At 73.0% G+C, this 16493-nt stretch carries 12 protein-coding genes; 1 reads left to right on the top strand and 11 read right to left on the bottom strand.

Features of this window, described 5'->3' with window-relative positions:
- Positions 1-3 precede the first annotated feature (3 nt).
- The 6 genes from IO36_RS38745 to IO36_RS38770 are packed head-to-tail and all read right to left on the bottom strand — an operon-like array spanning position 4 to position 5699.
- Complete coding sequence (locus IO36_RS38745) at positions 4-819, bottom strand: ABC transporter permease (protein ID WP_051901279.1); 816 nt, start codon at positions 817-819, stop codon at positions 4-6.
- A 6-nt stretch (positions 820-825) separates the two neighbouring features.
- A complete protein-coding gene (locus IO36_RS38750) occupies positions 826-1599 on the bottom strand; it encodes an ABC transporter permease (RefSeq protein ID WP_051901280.1) in 774 nt (257 codons plus the stop codon).
- Positions 1596-2567, bottom strand: coding sequence for an ABC transporter ATP-binding protein (locus tag IO36_RS38755; protein ID WP_037627618.1), 972 nt, complete (start codon positions 2565-2567; stop codon positions 1596-1598). Before IO36_RS38755 ends, IO36_RS38750 begins: the two co-directional genes overlap by 4 nt.
- A complete protein-coding gene (locus IO36_RS43570; RefSeq protein WP_051901281.1) occupies positions 2564-3637 on the bottom strand; it encodes a nucleotidyltransferase family protein in 1074 nt (357 codons plus the stop codon). Before IO36_RS43570 ends, IO36_RS38755 begins: the two co-directional genes overlap by 4 nt.
- Positions 3634-4455, bottom strand: coding sequence for a hypothetical protein (locus tag IO36_RS38765; protein ID WP_037627620.1), 822 nt, complete (start codon positions 4453-4455; stop codon positions 3634-3636). Before IO36_RS38765 ends, IO36_RS43570 begins: the two co-directional genes overlap by 4 nt.
- The gene (locus IO36_RS38770) at positions 4455-5699 is read right to left on the bottom strand and encodes a M16 family metallopeptidase (protein ID WP_037627622.1); all 1245 of its coding nucleotides are present in this window, start codon (positions 5697-5699) and stop codon (positions 4455-4457) included. Before IO36_RS38770 ends, IO36_RS38765 begins: the two co-directional genes overlap by 1 nt.
- A gap of 400 nt (positions 5700-6099) precedes the next feature.
- Here IO36_RS38770 and IO36_RS38775 point away from each other — a divergent pair, with 400 nt between their 5' ends.
- A complete protein-coding gene (locus tag IO36_RS38775) occupies positions 6100-6291 on the top strand; it encodes a hypothetical protein (protein ID WP_037627626.1) in 192 nt (63 codons plus the stop codon).
- A gap of 452 nt (positions 6292-6743) precedes the next feature.
- Here the strand turns inward: IO36_RS38775 and IO36_RS38780 are convergent, their stop codons facing one another.
- The 5 genes from IO36_RS38780 to IO36_RS38800 all read right to left on the bottom strand — a co-directional run bounded on the left by IO36_RS38780 (position 6744) and on the right by IO36_RS38800 (position 16445).
- Positions 6744-9857: an AfsR/SARP family transcriptional regulator gene (locus tag IO36_RS38780; RefSeq protein WP_037627627.1), complete on the bottom strand. Its 3114-nt coding sequence runs from the start codon at positions 9855-9857 to the stop codon at positions 6744-6746.
- 303 nt (positions 9858-10160) lie between these two features.
- Positions 10161-10820 carry an MSMEG_1061 family FMN-dependent PPOX-type flavoprotein gene (locus IO36_RS38785; RefSeq protein WP_037627629.1) on the bottom strand — a complete coding sequence of 220 codons (660 nt, stop codon included), beginning with the start codon at positions 10818-10820 and terminating at the stop codon, positions 10161-10163.
- A 119-nt stretch (positions 10821-10939) separates the two neighbouring features.
- Positions 10940-13186 carry a bifunctional serine/threonine-protein kinase/ABC transporter substrate-binding protein gene (locus IO36_RS38790; RefSeq protein WP_037627631.1) on the bottom strand — a complete coding sequence of 749 codons (2247 nt, stop codon included), beginning with the start codon at positions 13184-13186 and terminating at the stop codon, positions 10940-10942.
- Entirely contained in the window at positions 13186-15588 is a 2403-nt protein-coding gene (locus IO36_RS38795; protein WP_051901282.1) for a bifunctional serine/threonine-protein kinase/ABC transporter substrate-binding protein, read from the bottom strand. Before IO36_RS38795 ends, IO36_RS38790 begins: the two co-directional genes overlap by 1 nt.
- Positions 15588-16445, bottom strand: coding sequence for a hypothetical protein (locus IO36_RS38800; protein WP_051901283.1), 858 nt, complete (start codon positions 16443-16445; stop codon positions 15588-15590). The genes IO36_RS38795 and IO36_RS38800 overlap by 1 nt, the downstream gene beginning before the upstream one ends.
- Between the last annotated feature and the right edge of the window lie 48 nt (positions 16446-16493).

The following is a 16493-nucleotide window of genomic DNA, read 5'->3' on the forward strand; positions in this document are numbered from 1 at the left end:
CGCTCATACGGCGAACTCGTATCCGTCGTGCCGTCTGGCCCGCTGTGCCGACAGGCGGAAGGCGGTCAGTGCGGCCGTCAGCCACAGCACGCCCGTTACGGCCGCGTACAGCGCCGGGCGGGTGATGGCGGCCGGTGAAGCGCCGTCGGCGAGGGCGCGCACCGCGGCCAGGCCGTGGGTCGCCGGAAGTGCTTCCGCGACCAGGCGCACACCGAACGGCCAGTAGCCGGTCGGTACTTGTACGCCGCTGATCGCCATGGTGACGAGGAAGGCGGCGTTGTAGACGATGTTGCGCACAGCCGGCGCGGCGAGCACGAAGGCGCCGAGGAAGAGTCCGAAGCCGTAGGTGCCGAACGCGGTCAGCACCACCAGCAGCACCAGGACCGGGACTTGGGCCGCGGCGAAGTGCACGCCGAACAGCGGATCCAGCACCAGCAGTGCGACGAGCGAGGTGCCGCAGCCGCTGACCGGCCACTGCAGACTGCGGCCGACGAAGACCCAGCCCATCTCGCTGGGGGCGGCCGCCAGCAGGGCCAGGGTTCCGTGGGCGCGTTCCCAACTGGTGGACACCACCACGGTCATGGCCTCGATGACGCACGTCGCCACCGAGTTGCCCAGCACGAGATAGCGGGTCTGCTCGGCCGAGTGCAGGAAGGAGCCGATCAGCGCGAAGAAGGTGACCTGGCACAGCATCCGGCCCAGCCAGCCGAACGTCCAGCTGTACCAGGTGTAGGTCGCCCGGAAGTCGGCCAGGGCGTTGGCGGCGGCCGCGCGGACCACCCGGGTCACGTCGACGACGCGGGAAGCGGTGATGTCCATCGGGCCTCACATCCGGGCCAGGGTGCCGGTGACCCGGACCCTGCGCAGAATTCGGTCGATCAGCAGCGTCCCGGCGGCGAAGCCCGCGAGCCCGAGCAGGACGACGGCCAGCAGGGCGCCGGTCGTGCCGTGGGACGGGCCCGGGCTCACGGCGGCCCGCAGCACCCGCGCGCTCCAGGACAGGAACACCGCCTTGCTCGCGGGCTGGAGCCAGTGCGGCAGGTAGTCCACGGGCACGAGGACCCCGCCGAGCAGGAAGAAGGGGAAGCTCAGCGTGTTCTGGAGGATGCGGGCCGAGGGCGCCAGGACGAACAGGGCCGAGACGCAGGCGGCGGTGCCCGCCATCGCGGCGGCGGTGAGCAGCAGTCCGAGGAGGAACAGCGCCGGGTGGGCGATGGTCACCAGAATCCCGAAGCCGGCCCAGGCGACGAGCCAGGCCTCCGCGAGGCTGAGCGTGCTCAGCAGGGTCACCGCAGCGATCCGGGCGGCGATCACCGACGAGTAGCGCGCGGGTGTGGCCACCACGGCCTCCAGCGTGCCCCGCTCGCGCTCGTGGCCGATCAGCTCGCCGCCCGCCATCAGCGCCATCGACCACAGCGACATCAGCACCGGTGCCAGCACGGCGAAGCCGGCCAGGTCGCGCCGGTCGGCGTGTTCGGTGATGGCGAGGAAGAGCGTGGTGTACAGCGGCGCGGTCACGAACACGTGGAGGGTGTCGGGGGTGCGCAGGGTCATCACGACCTGGAGGCGGAAGACCTGCCAGAACAGGGTCGGGCTCATCTGGTCACCCGCATTCCGCGGTCCTGGACCAGGTGCCGGTAGACCTCGGCCAGCCCGGGGCGGACCGTGGCCAGGGAGGTGACGCCGGCCGCGACCAGGCGGCGCAGGACCTCGCCCGTGGTGTCGGCGGCGGAGATCTCGACGCTGATCCCGCCGTCGGACGTCCGGTCGAGCGAGGTGACGCCGGGCAGGGCGCGCAGGTCCTCGACGACGTCGGCGGGCACGGCGGCGGCCGTCACCCGCTCGTAGGCCGACATCCGGCGGGCCAGCACCTCGGGCCGGTCGGTCGCCAGGATCCGGCCCCGGTCGATCAGGGTGACCTGGTCGCACACGGCTTCGGCCTCGGCCATGTCGTGCGTGGTGATGAGCACCGTGCGGCCCTCCGCGCGCAGTTCCCCCACCAGCGACCGGAAGTCGTAGGCGGCCAGGGGGTCCATGCCGGCGGTCGGCTCGTCGAGGATGAGGACCCGGGGATCGCTGACGAGCCCGCGGGCCAGGTGCAGCCGCTGCTTCATGCCCCGGGAGAAGCCGTCGACCCGGTCGTCGGCCCGCTCGCCCAGACCGACACGGTCGAGCAACGCATCGGTGCGCAGGCGCAGTTCACGCCCGTGCAGGCCGTAGAGGGCACCCCACAGGGCGAGGTTCTGGCGGGGTGTGATCCGCCCGTACAGCCCCCGGTCGCCGCCGAAGACGATACCGATCAGCGGCTTCACCGCCCGTGGCGCGGCGGCCACGTCGTGCCCGCACACCCGGGCCGTGCCCGACGTGGGCAGCAGCACGGTGGTGAGGATCTTGCACAGGGTCGTCTTGCCGGCGCCGTTGGGTCCGAGGAGGCCGTGCACCTCGCCGGGGCGGACGGTCAGGTCGATGCCGCCCAGTGCGGTGACGATGTTTTCGGGTCGGCGACGGGAGCCGAACTCCCTTGTGAGGGAGCGGACTTCGATCGCCAGGACGTCCGAGGTGGTCATGGTGCGGCCTCCTCGTCCGTGACGGCCGCGAGGGCGGCGGCGTGCAGTTCGGGGTCCACCAGTTCGCCGGCCACCAGCAGGAAGACGCCGACCGGCGTGCGGGCCAGCGTCATCCCGTCCCGTCGCTCGATCGCGCACCGTTCCCCGGCCCGGCCGTCCCGGGTCAGCGGCATCCCCCAGACCGGCCGTCCGGACTCCAGCCGCCCGGTGACCGAGGCGTCCGGCTCCGGCAGAGACGAGGACGCGGCGGCCCGGCGATCACGCTCGGCGGCCGCCGGAGCGGACAGGCGGCGCCGCAGCGGCTCGGCCCCCGGATGGTCGACGGCCGGAGTCAACAGGTCCAGCAGCTCCACGAGTTCGGGCGCGAGGAGGTAGGTGTCGGCGGCGTCGGCGACCACCTTCGGCTCCAGAGCCCCGCTGTCGAGGAGCACCAGCAGGTCGACGGCGTCCTTGGTGTGGAACGCGCGCTGGAACCGCTCCTCGGCCACCGACAGCAGGTCGGCCAGGACATGGTCCTCCGGCAGCTTCGGGCGTACGGGGACGGAGTCGAAGTCGCCGCAGAACGCGGCCGTGCACAGCTCCACCCGGATCTCCTCCTCCATCAGAGGGTCGGGGGAGGGCCACAGGACGGCGAGCATGACGTGCAGACGTCCGTCGGCGACGAACAGCGACAGTTCCGCGGGCTCGCCGCCCAGCGAGCACAGGGTGCGCACGGCGCGCCACAGGTCGGCCTCGTCGTCGGCCACGAGGTCCAGATCGCCCACGGGCCGCCGGATGCCCGGCGGATAGTGGGCGGCGAGGGAGGGGCCCTTGACGGTGGCGACGCCCGGGACGTCCGCGAGCGCCGCACGCAGCTCGGCGTAACGGGCGGCGCGGGAGGAGGCCCGTTCCAGCAGGTCCCGGCTGCCGCTGCCGGGCTCGGTGCCTTCGGCGACGGCCAGCGAGACGACGAGCTGGGCGAGTGTTCCCGAGGTCTGCTGGGCGTGGCGCACCAGCCGGTACGCCCCCTCGTGCCCGGGGACGTCCAGCAGCCGGTGCAGCAGCTCCAGGTCGAGTGGTGCGGTGGTCATGCCCGTCGGGCCTCCTTCAGTGTCGTGGCGAGTTCCTGGGCGTCCGTCGTCCAGTAGCGGTGGTGCACCTGCCAGCCCCGGGCGCACAGGGCTGCGGTGACCCGGTCGCCCCCGCCGTCGAGGCCGTGCACGACGTGCCCGGTCAACGGCAGCCGTGCCGTGCGCGCGAGGTCGGCCACGGCGGCGACCAGTGCCCTGCGGCCGGCCGGTCCGTCGGCGCCGGGTTCGACGAGCACGTCCACGAGCTCCATGTGGGCCTCGTCGGTGATCTCGTCCCGGGTTTCACCGATGACGGTCGCGTGGCCGACCGGGGCGTCCCCTTCCCAGACGAGCAGGGAACGCCGGGAGGGCGTGTCGAGCAGGGCGTCGGCCTCGGCGGCCGTGGCGGCGGGGTCGGCGGGCCGGTTCTGTTCCCGCGCGGCGTGCACGATGGCGCGGACGAGCCAGTCGTGCAGCAGCGGCCGGTGCTCGTCCCGTGCGGTGGTGACGCGGGGACCGTCCTCGGCGCCGGCCGCCTCGGCGTCGTCGACCAGCCGTACGTAGGTGAGGTGGCGGTGCCAGGGAGCCAGCAGCAGGACGTCGGCACCGGCGCGTACGACGAGGGCGGACACCCCCTCATGGTCGGCGAGCAGCGTCCGCCACAGGGTTGCCGCGGCCTCGGGGTCTGCCAGCATCGCCGGGTCGGCGTATTCGACCAGCAGACGGCGTTCGCCCGACAGCGGATCGGTGGAGACGCCGGCCACACACGGCAGCCCGGACACGAGGCGCACCAGGTCCGCGTCCCCGGCAGACTTCAGATAGCTTTCGGCGGCGTACATCAGACGGCCACCGAGCGGACCGTCATCCGCAGTTCCCGGCGGACGTGGGCGGCGGCCCGCCGCACGTCGTCGACGCGCACCTGCCGCAGTCCGACGATCTCGCTGTCGAGGGACCAGGTCCGTCCCTGGGCGCAGGTGCGCTCGGCGATGAGTTTGGCGTACTCCAGCGGTGTCTCGGACTCCAGGACCAGGCTCATCTCCGCCTGGCGCACGGCCGCGTCGAAGTCGTCGTCGGCGGGCCCGTGTTCGGCCACCGTGGTCAGCAGTTCCTCGACCACCGTGCGGACTTGACCGGCGTTGGCGGCCTCGGTGCCGACCAGCAGCCGCCAGGCGCCCGCCTCCCGGTAGCCGCGGTCCCACGCGTGGAACGAGTAGGACAGCCCGTGCTCACCGCGCAGCGTGCGGTACAGCAGGGAGGAAGGGCTGGAGCCCAGCAGGTGGGCCAGGACACCGTAGGCGGCCCGCCCCGCCGCGTCCGCCTGCGGTGAACGCGCGCCGAAGCAGAGCCAGGTGAATTCCGCCGCGCCCGGATCGGGCAGCGGGTCGTCGGGACCCGCGGGACCCAGCGGCACCCGGGGCGCGGAGTGGTCGGCCGGCTGCCCGGCCGCGTCGACAGCGGATCCGGCCAGCACCTTGGGCACGCTCGGCCCCACGACGACCAGCGCGCCGGGGGCCAGGACGAACCGCTCGCGGTGGACGGCGGTCAGTTCCTCCACCGTGACCGCGGCCAGGTCGCCGGGTTCGCCGCCGACCGGGCGGCCCAGCGGGTGTCCCGGGAAGAGTCCGGCGAGGACCGCGTCCTGGACGACGTCCGAGGGGTCGGCCGCCGCGGCGGCCAGCTCCTGCAGGACGACGGCGCGTTCGCGGTCCAGGGTGTGACCGTCGAGCACCGGCCGGAAGACCGCGCGCAGCAGCGCCGCCGTCACGTCCTCGGCGTCGTCGGCGTGCACCTGCGCGTAGTACAGCATCACCTCGAGGCCGGTCTGCGCGTTGGCCTGACCGCCGCGCCGCTCCACGGACTCGCTGAACGAGCGCGCGGGTCCGTCGCCGCCGAGCGGACTGGACATCACCAGGTGCTCCAGCAGGTGGGCGACACCGCCGCGACCCCGCGGATCGTCGCGCGAGCCGTGGGCGAGCGCGAGACAGACGCTGGTGGTCTTCAGCCGCTCGTCGACGACGGCGAGCACGGGGACGGTGGTGCCCGCCGGCCCCGGGAGGCAGGCGGTGAGGTCGTAGACAGTCAAGGGCCACTCTCGCAGGGCCGTACGCGGCGAGGACCGCCGCGATGTGCGGATGAACCGGGGGAGGGAGGTCCGGCGGCTGCCGGGAAGACGCGCTTCCCGGCAGCCGCGGACCATGCGGTGCCTCAGGCCTTGGCGGCCTTGACCTTCACCTTGTCCAGGCGGGGACGCAGGCCGGTGGCGTGGTTGCGAGTCATGTCGCTCTCCTTCGATCTCTTGGCTGTGGTGCGGTGCCGGATGACCCCGACCGCCGAGAACGCTAGGCAGCGCCTGTCAACGGCCCGTCGACATCGGCTCTGTGGAGGGCTCCGATCGGACGTTGACGGGCTGTAGACAGGGCCGTGCAACGATCACCGCACCCAGGTACGAAGCGGCCCTGCCGTACGAAAGTGAGATACGCGTGATGAAGCGTGGCAAGACCCCCCAGTCGATCCGGCGGCGTGCCGTCGCCGCCCTCGGACTCGTCGTCCTCGTGGCCGTGGCATCCGGTGTCGCGGAGCGGGCCGACGCGGACGGCGGGGCACGGCCCGCCTCGCAGGTCGTCGCGTGGAACAGCACCAGCGCGAGCTGCCTGACCTGCGGGCCTGTCGGCTAGGTCCGGTGGGTGGCGCGCCTGGCGGTGGGGACTTGGGCGGGCGGCCGATGCGGGCGCCGCGCCCGGCAAGGGGCTGGGGGCGGGTGCGGTCGGCGGACCGGGCAGTGGATGGGTGGTGGGTGCGGTCGACGGACCGGGCAGTGAGTGGGCGGCGGGTGCGCTGGACGTACCGGGCAGGAGATGGGCGGCGGTTGTGGTCGCCGCGGGGCCCGGAGTGCCGGCACCGGACGCGCCTCGGCTTCCGTCCGGTGCTGCCGTGAGCGTGGGTGCCGTCGGTTGGCCGTGCTGCCGTGCTGCCGTGCCGCCGGTCGGCCGTGCTGCCGTGCCACCGTGCAGCCGGTTGTCCGTGCCACCGTCCCGCCGTCGGCCGTGCTGCCGGTCCGCGCCCGGACCCGGCGCCGGACCGAGGCGGTTTCGGCCGCCTCGACGGCGGGGCGGCCGGTCGGCCGCTGTCAGGTCCTGCCCGTGCGCGAGGCCGAGTCGGCCTCGACGGTTGCGAGGGCGTCCGCGGCCTGACGGGCCTCCGGCAGCCCGAGACGTGTCAACGTCCGGTGCGCCTCTTCGAGCAGGGTCCGCGCCCGGTCCCGTTCCCCGCGCTCGGCCAGGACGCGGCCGAGCACGAGCCGGGCGGTGGCCCGATCCCGGTCCCCGCCGCTCTCTTCCAGGAGCGCGAGCGACTCCTCCGCGTGCAGGGCCGCGCCGTTCAGGTCGCCCATGTGGGAGAGCGTTTCCGCGAGTCGGTAGCCGGCCTGGGCGGCCCGGTCCCGGATCCCCGCCGTCCGGCAGAGGTGCAGGCATTCCCGGAGGCGTCCGGCCGCCGCGTCCCAGTCCCGCTGACCGTGCAGGGCCAGCCCCAGGACGTAGAGCGCGTACGCCGTCATCGCCGGGTCGTCGCCCAGGGACCGCAGATCCGTGAGCGCCTCCTCGCACGGCGGGACCGCGGCGTCGGGCCGTCCGTCGCGGATGAGCGTGAGTGCCACGTTGAGCATGGTGGCCACCTTTCCGGAGCGGTGCCCGAGCTTCTCGGCGAGGACCAGAGCGGCGTCGAAGTGGGCGAGCGCGTCGTCGTACCGGCCGAACAGCTGGGCCGCCACGCCGAGATCGTTCAGCGCCTGCCGCAGGATGACCTCGTCCCCGGTGTCCCGGCAGACGCTCACCGCCTGGCGTGCGAGCCGTTCGGCGCGGGCCGGATCACCGGCGCGCAGGGCGAGCGCGCCACCGATCCACCGGGCCCTTCCCAGCGCCCGCCGGTCCCCGTGGGTCTCGGCGGCGACGGCCAGGGCGTCGGCCGCCGTCGTCAGGCTGGGCGGCGCCACCTCCTGGCCGAAGGCGGTGAGGGCGATCAGCAGATCCGTCGCCACCGGCAGTGCGGCAGGGTCGTCCACGGCCCGGCGCAGCACCGACAGCATGCCGTCGGCCTCCTCGGCGACCCAGGCGCGGGCCGCGGGCACGTCGGCGAAGTCCAGGCCTTGGACACGGACCGGACCGAGGCAGTCGGTCACCGGATCGCCGGGCACGACCCGGCGGAACGCCCGGCAGGCGCCGGCCAGCAGGAAGTCGAGCAGGCGCCGGACCGTCGCGCCGGCCGGTTCCGCGCCCGGCGGCACGGGAAGGTTGCGGGCGAACGCCCGCAGCAGGTCGTGGTAGCGGTAGCGGCCCGGTGCGGGTGACTCCATCATCGAGGCGTCGACCAACGACTCCATGACGTCTTCGGCGCCCGCCTGATCGAGGCCGAGAACCGCCGCCACGGCGGGTAGGGCGACATCCGGCTCGGCGGCCGGGGCGAGCAGCCGGAACGCGCGGGCCTGAGCCTCGGAAAGCTGCCGGTATCCCAGCTCGAAGGCCGCGTCGACCGCGATGTCACCGAAGCGCAGATGGGTGATGCGATCACGTTCATCGGCGAGTTTGCCGACCAGGGAGGCGATGGTCCACCCCGGACGCGCGGCCAGTCGTGCCGCCACGATCCGTGTGGCCAGGGGCAGTTGACCGCACACGGCGACCAGGGATCGCGCGGCCTCGGGTTCGGCCGAGAGACGGGCGGGGCCGACCACTTCCTCCAGCAGCGCCAGTGCCTCTTCCGGGGTGAAGACGTCCAGCGCGATGTGCACGGTGGCGTCCAGACCCGACAGACGTGGCTGGCTGGTGGCCACCACCGCGCAGCCGGCGCTGCCCGGCATGAGATGGCGCAGCTGCACCGCGTCCCGCGCGTCGTCCAGGACGACCAGCACCCGGCGACGGTCGAGCAGCGACCTGAACAGCGCGCCCCGGTCCTCGAGTTCATCGGGCAGCTGGTCGGCCGGCACGCCCAACGCGGTGAGGAAGCTCGCCAGGACACCGAAGGGGTCGGCCGAGGCGACGCTGCTGCCGCCCAGATCGGCGTAGAGCTGACCGTCCGGATAGTGGTGCCGGGCCCGGTGGGCGGCGTGCAGGGCGAAGGTGGACTTGCCGACGCCACTCATGCCGGTCACGGCGACGGTGGTCAGCGCGTGCTGTCCGGCGGCGGTGAGCAGACCGTGGACGCGCTGGGCCAGCACCTCTCGGCCGATGAATACGGGCGTATCGGCGGGGAGTTGAGCGGGAGAAGGCAGGAACACCGGACGCGACCGGTCTGTCGCGGCCCCCTCTTCCTCGGGCCGACTCGGGTCCGCGTCCCGGTCGCGCCCGGTGGGCGAGGCGGCTTCGTCCGTCGCGGTCCGACCGACCTCCGCGCGGACGTGCTCGTCGTCCTGGAGGGACGCGAGGCCGACGGACCGGTCGCCGGTCGCCGGCGGCTGCCCCGTCTCCGGCGAAGCATCGGGCACGGCCGCGCCGTTGAGGATCCGGGTGTACTCCTCGGACAGTTCCCGTCCGGGATCGACGCCGAGTTCCTCGGCGAGGCGACGCCGCACCCGGTCGTGGACCGCGAGCGCCTCCGACTGGCGTCCCGTCGCGTACAGGCCCCGCATCAGCAGGGCGTGCGGCCGCTCGCGCAAAGGGTGTTCGGCGGTGAGTTCGGACAGCTCCGGCAACGCCGAATGGAAGCGGCCCAGCCGGACGGCCAGATCGAGACGCTCCACCCGGAGGGACACCTTGAGTTCTTCCAGGCTGTCGCGCCTGCGTGCCGCCAGGGGGCCTGGGACTCCGGCCAGCGACTCGCCCTGCCACAGGGCCAGGGCCCGGCCGGCCGTCTCCTCGGCCTCCTCTAAACGGCCCCGGGCCCGGAGCTGCGCGGTCTGCTGCGCCAACGCCTCCGCATGCCAGACGTCCACGGTGCTGCCGTCGACGGCGAGGCGGTATCCGTCCGCGGCCGAGAGCAGGTGGACCGGGGCCGACGGGTCCTTCTCCAGCAGCCGCCGCAACCGCCAGACGTACGTACGGATCGTCGTCGCCGCGGACTTGGGCAGCGCGCTCTCCCAGAGGGCGTCGGTGAGATCGTCGAAGGACACGGCGTGCCCGACGCGCAGGAGCAGGGCGGAGAGGACGGCCGCCTGCTGGGGCGGTCCGACCGCGAGTTCGACCCCGCCGCGGAAGGCCCGCACCGTCCCCAGCACCCGAAAGGTCAGATCGTCGGCTGCCTGCGCGTTCATGCTCAATCTCCTCGGCCTGGGGTGGACGGCCACGTCCCGGTATCCAGCGAGGGCATGCGTACGGGTTCGCCGCGAGGCATGCCGCTATCACTCGCTTCACTCAAGATGATCACTCTTTCGTCCAGGTTGCTTCGCGAGCAAAGGGTTGATCCGCGGGTTTCGGACACACTTGCGGAGCGAGGGCGAGAGTGATGGCGAGTAGCTGATGCCGGGCACGGAGACGGGGCGGTGCGACAGAGGCCGTGCGACTGGATGCGGCCGGTGCCTGTGGCCCGTCGCGCCGCAACGTAACTGCCGACCCCCTTACTCGTACCGGTACTTGAGCGAGTCCGACTCCGCCTGTTCGATGTCGGCGATCGTCAGGTCCGGCATCCGGAGCTGGGCCAGGGTCACCTCGGCCGAGGTCGGCTGGGCGTCGGCCGGGAGCCACTGGTCGGGCTTCCACGCCCCGCTCCGCAGGAGCGACTTGGGGCAGTGCGGGTAGACCTCCTCGATCCCCACGACCAGGGCGCTGGCCGGCGGCTTGCCCACGGCGGTCAGCTGGGAGAGCAGTTCGGGGCGGGTGGACACGCAGGCCCGGCCGTTGACCCTCAGCGTCGTAGTGCGTCCGGGGACGACGAACAGCAGCCCGGCCCGTCCGGTGGCGATGACGTTCTGCAGGGTGTCCAGACGCTTGTTGCCCGTCGCGTCCGGTATCGCCACCGTCCGTGCGTCCAGGACGGCGACGAACCCGGCGGGGCCGCCGCGCGGCGAGACGTCACAGTTGCCCTCGGCGTCCGTGCTGGCGACCAGAACCAGGGACGAACAGCCGATCAACCGCCTTGTCTGATCGGTGAGTTCGGTCATCTGCTTGCGCACGGCCGCGTCGCCGGGCAGTGGGTAGGCCCGGCGCAGCTCCTCCTCGTCGGACACGGCGTCGAGGAGGAGCGAGTCGAAAGCACTGGTGGCAAGGGGTGATGTCATGCCCCCGACGATATCGGGACCGCCCGCGATCGCTCCCGCCCGGCATGGGCAGGGCACTTCGCTGTCCCGCCGTCACGACCTGCACGAGCCGGAAGCTTCTGCCTCCTCCGTCATGACCGTCACGACACCGCCGCGTCCCGGTACTGCCCCAGATAGTGGAACGCGCCCTTGACGACCTCGAACTCGTACATCGCCTCGCGGCTGTAGCCGAACCCCGTGTCGTACTTGATGGTGCGCGTGATGCCCGCATACGTGATGTCGGACATTCGGCGTGCGATCGCTATCCGTTCCCTCGCGGCGGTGCCGTCCTGGTCGCAGACCTTGGCCAGGAACATCGCGGCGTCGTAGGCCTCCGCCGCGTACCAGCCGGGGTCGGTGTGGAAACGGGACCGGTAGGCGGCCGTGAACGCCCGGCCCGAGGCGCGGGCCGTCGGGTCGGTGAAACCGGTGGCGAAGACCCAGCCGTTGGTTGCGGCACCGGCCGACGCGAGGAACCGTGGTTCGAGGGCGCGTTCGGTCGCCATCCGGGTGCCGGTGAAGCCGGCGGCGGCCAGCGCCGAGGCGAACCCGGCGGCCCGGGCCGCGTCCCCGGTGAACACGACCGCGTCCGCGCGGGCCGCCTTGACCTCGGCGGCGAGCGACGGGTAACCGATTTTCCCGGCGGCCACCTGCTTCACCGTGACCTGCCGGCCGCCCTGCCGCAGTGCTCGCTGGCTCTGGTCGCACAGGCTCCAGGCGAAGTCGCCCTGGGCTCGGTCGTCCACCAGGAACACACGACGGGCGTCGACGTGGTCGCTGAGATAGCGGACACAGGGGGCGGCCAGAAGCCCGTCGGTGACGTGCAGCGCGGCATGGTTCGGGATGAACTTCGAGTCGGTCGACAAACCCTGGGACACCATGCTCACCGAGACGGACACGATGGGCATCGACGCAACGGCGTACGTCTTCTCGGTGGCCCGGAAACAGGCGTCGGTGGTGGGGCCCAGGACGGCGAGGACCTCGGCGTCCTGGGTCAGCCGGGTGGCCAGCTCACCGGCCCGCCGGGTGTCGCCGCCGTCGTCGTAGGCCCGCAGCTTCAGCGAAAAGGGCTGCCCCTTCCGCCGGTTGAGCTGTTCGACGGCCAGTTGTGCGCCGTTGAGCTGGGCCTTCCCGCTCTCCTTGTGTGCGCCGGTCAGATCGCCGTGGAACGCCACGACCAACTGTGGGCGTTGAGGGCCTTTCGCCGACGGCGTGGAAGTCCCCGGCTTCGTCCGGGAGTTCCACCACCACGCCCCGCCACCGCCCGCCGCGAGGAGTCCCGCCGTGGAGCCCAGGCGCAGGAAACCCCGCCGGCCGATGGCGCCGTCCATGGGGCGGGTGGCGGTGACGGCCGTCATCGTCACGGCCTCCGGCGAGGCGTTGCCCGCCTTTCCCGCCGTGTCCACGGTGTCCGACGCCGCGGACGCGGACACCTGGGTCGGCTCGATCGCGCCGATGGTGAGCACGGCGGCGGACCGGTCGTTGATCAGCCGGGTGACCGGCGCGGGCAGCCAGCCGGACGCCCCGGCGGAGTCGCCGACCGAGTCCTCGGCGAGCGCCTCGCGGAGCCGGGCGAGGCTCGGTCGGCCGCCCGGCTCCTTGTGCAGACAGGCTCGCAGCAGGGGCGCCAGACCCTCCGGGAGCGACCCCGGATCGGGCTCCTCGTAGATCGTGCGCAGCAGCACCCCCGCCGGCGAGCCCTCGCCGAACGGCCGCACCCCGGTCGCGGCGAACGCCAGCACGCACCCCAGCGAGAAGACGTCGCTGGGCGGGCCGATCTCGCCGCCCCGCGCCTGCGCCTGCTCGGGCGACAGGAAGCCGGGGGAGCCGACGACCACGCCGCTGGACGTGAGCGCGGTGCCCTCCGGCGCGCGGGCGATGCCGAAGTCGATGAGCCGCGGCCCGTCCGGGGCCAGCAGGATGTTCGCCGGCTTGACGTCGCGGTGCACGAGACCGGCCCCGTGCACCGCTTCCAACGCCTCGGCGAGCCGCAGGCCCAGCACCCGTACGGACGCGAGCGACAGCGGCCCGAAGGTGTGCACTGCCTCGGAGAGCGAGGGTCCCGGCACGTACGAGGTCGCCAGCCACGGAGTCTCCGCGTCGGCGTCCGCGTCCAGCAGCGGGACCACCCAGTGGCTGCTCACCTGCCGGGCGGTCTCGACCTCACGGCGGAAGCGGGCCCGGAACCCGTGCTCCTCGGCGTACGAGGACCGGACCGTCTTCACCGCGGCGATCGCTCCGCCCGGGGCCCGGGCGAGGAAGACCACGCCCATGCCGCCGGCACCCAGCCGGCGCAGCAGACGGTAGCGGCCGATCCGGGACGGGTCCCCGGTCCGCAGCGGCTCCATCAGGCGGTCAGCGGCGCGGGGCCGTCGTACACGAAGGCACCCTGCTCCACCCGCCAGATGTAGCCGCCGGTGCCGTCGATGACCATCATGCCGTTCTTGAAGGCGAACTTCTTGGTGATGCCCTCGTACGTCCCTCCCTGCACGGCCTTCAGCAGACCCTGCCGCGTACGGTTCTTGGACGGCAGCCCGGCCAGGGCCTTGAGCAGCATCGACGCCACGTCGTAGGCCTCGGCCGCGTACCGGGGCGGCGCCTCCTTGAAATGCCGGCGGTAGGCGGCGGCGAACTTCCGCGCCTCGGGTTTGCGGGTGGCATCGATGACCGGAGCCACCATCACCCAGCCCTCCGCACCCTCCCCGGCCTGGGTCAGGAACCGGTCGTCCAGCAGGGCCGGGCCGGACATCCGAGCCCCCTTGAAGGCACGCTCGCGCAACGTCCCGGCGATCAGCGCGCCACGGTCGGGCAGACCGGCGAAGAACACCGAATCGGCGCCGGCGGAGAGCACCGAGTCCACCGTGCTGCCGAAGTCGCGGCGCATCGAGCTGACCACCTTCGGCACGGACGGGTACGAGATGCTGTTGAGCGTGTTGCTGAGGGCACTGGCCAGGTTCGTGCCGTAACTGCCGGCCGGGCGGTCGACGACGATGCCGATCTTGCGCGAACGCGCGGTACCGCGCAGGTAGGCGCTGGAGTAGATGGGCAGCACCGCGTCGGGCAGCCGCGCCTGCAGGAACGAGCGGAACCCCAGATAGGAAAGGCTCGAGCCGGGGGACACGCCGACGACCGGCAGCAGCGCGACGTCGTACTTCCCCAGCGCCGCCTGCGCGGTCTCGTCGGTGGTCGGGCCGATCACGGCGAGGACCGACGGATCGTCGCCGAGCCGCGCGGCGACCTTGGCCGCGACCACCGGATCGCCCGCGTCGTCGACGGCCTTGATCTTCACGGTGAACGGGGCGTCGCTGCGCGCGTTGAACTCCGCGACAGCCAGCCGCAGTCCGCGCTCCTGGGCCCGGCCCGTCACCCGCTGCGCTCCGCTGAGGTCTCCGTGCAGCGCGATGGTGTGCACCGGGCGGCGCGAGGACGCGGCGGCGGCACGATTGTCGTCGTCCGAGCTGTCGTCGCGGGAGGCCGCCCACCAGGCCCCGCCCCCGGCCGCCGCCAGCGCGAGCGTCCCGCCGGCGAGCAGCAGGAAACGGCGCCGGCCGACCGGTCCGGTGTCCTGCGTCGTCGCCGTTCCGGACGTCTCGTACGTGTCGTCCTCGGCCGGCCCACGCGCGTCCGAACTCGCCGGGACGGAAGCCACCGGCGTGTCCGAGGGGGCCAGGGTGTGTTCGATGTCCGGCAGGGCGAGCGCGGCGGCCGAGCGCTCGGCGATCAGCCGGGTGACGGCCTCGGGCAGCCAGCCCTCGGTCCCGTCGTCCGGCGCGGTGGCCTCGGGCGACCCCTGGCCCTGTGGTACGGCGTCGGCGGCACCTTCGTCCTGAGGCGCGGCCTCATTCTCCTGTGACGCGGCCTCTTTGTCCCCATGCGCGACGGTGGAATCGGCGGCGTCGCTTCGCGGAGTGGCGTCGGACGCCCCTGCCTCGCGGGCGGTGCCGTCGGCGGACAGCTCCCGGACCAGCTCGGCGGCATCCGGGCGCCGGGCCGGATCCTTGTCCAGGCAGCGCCCCAGTACGTCCTGGAGCCACGCCGGTACGCCGTCGAGGTCCGCGGGGTCGTGGACGGCCCGGTACAGCAGGGCGTCGACCGCCCCGCTGCCGAACGGCGCCCGGCCGGTCGCCGCGAACGCCAGGACACAGCCGAGCGAGAACACGTCGCTCGCCGGGCCGATGCCGTCCCCGACGCGCCCCTCGGCCTGCTCGGGAGACAGATAGCCCGGCGTGCCGACGACCACCCCGGTCGCCGTGAGCGTCCGGTCCTCCGGTGCGCGGGCGATGCCGAAGTCGATGAGCCGGGGCCCGTCATGGGCGATCAGCACATTGCCCGGCTTCAGGTCCCGATGGACAAGCCCGGCCCGGTGCACCTCGCCGAGCGCCTCGGCCAGCCGGACGCCGAGCAGCCGCAGTCCGCGCTCGGACAGCGGCCCGTACGCGGTGACGGCCTCGGCCAGCGACGGTCCGGGCACGAACGCCGTTGCCAGCCACGGGGATTCGGCGTCCGGATCGGCATCCACCAGCGGCACCACCGAGGGGCTGTCGACCCGGCGGGCGACCTCGACCTCGCGCCGGAACCGGTCCTTGAAGCCCGGCTCCTCGGCGTATTCGGCCAGCAGCACCTTCAGCGCCACCAGCGCGCCGCCCGAGGAGCGCGCCAGGTACACGACGCCCATGCCTCCGGCGCCGAGCCGCCCGAGCAGGCGATGGTCCGCGATGCGCGCGGGATCAGATGAACGCAGCGGCTCCATCAGTTGTTTCCTCCGAGCTCGGACTCCAGGCGGGACAGCATCGAGGCGTCGGCGTTCGACGCCAACGTGACCAACTCCTTGTCCGAGTAGCCCTCGGCGCCCTTGACCGACACCGCAAGCGTCACCGTGCCGAGCCGCGTGACATACCAGTAGTAGGGCTGCTCACGCTTGCCGGTGAGGTACTTGCCCATCTCCACGACCTGGTCGTCGGCATAGGTGTTCTGACCCTGGCCGTAGGGCGTGGCGTTCGAGATGAGTCCCGAGATCCACTCGTCGGTACGGACCTGCTGCTGCCGGCAGCGCAACGGCTCCTCCAGGGTGGTGGCCAGCTGCTGGTCGGCGTCACGCACGCTTCTGTGCACGGTGACCGCGGCACTGACCTTGAGCTCGCCCTTGCCGCCCGCGGCGGGAATCTCGCTGTAGCGCGAGAGCGAGCCCAGGACGCTGTGGGGCAGCGGCCGCCGCTCCCACCGGCACTGCTCGTCCAGCACGGCTACGGTGGCCGGGGTACTCGCGGCCTGCTGCTGCGCCTGGAAGTCCGCGCCCCATTCCTGCGGCTTGAGCGCCACGGCCGCCGCCAGGGCCGCAGCCCGGCTCCTCGTCCCGGGCACCTTGGCGGGGTCCGCCTTGAACGGGCTCCCCGGCGACGCGGCACCACCCGAAGGGGACGCGGACGCCGCGGCAGAGGGAGAGCCGGACGCGGCCGCGGACTTCGAGGGCGCCTTGGAACGCGCCCCGGCCGCCTTGCCGTCGTCCGCCGAACTGCAGCCACCGAGCGTCACGGCCGCGACGGCGACCGACGCGGCGACTCTCCAAGGCCAACTGCTTTTGTGCACAACGGAATTGCCGTTGCTCATCCCCGTTCCCCCTCGCTCGCGAACTCCCGTCCGCGTGTGGTGATCTTA

Origin of the sequence: Streptomyces aureus (genome assembly GCF_000725495.1) — a bacterium.
GTDB lineage: Bacteria > Actinomycetota > Actinomycetes > Streptomycetales > Streptomycetaceae > Streptomyces > Streptomyces aureus_B.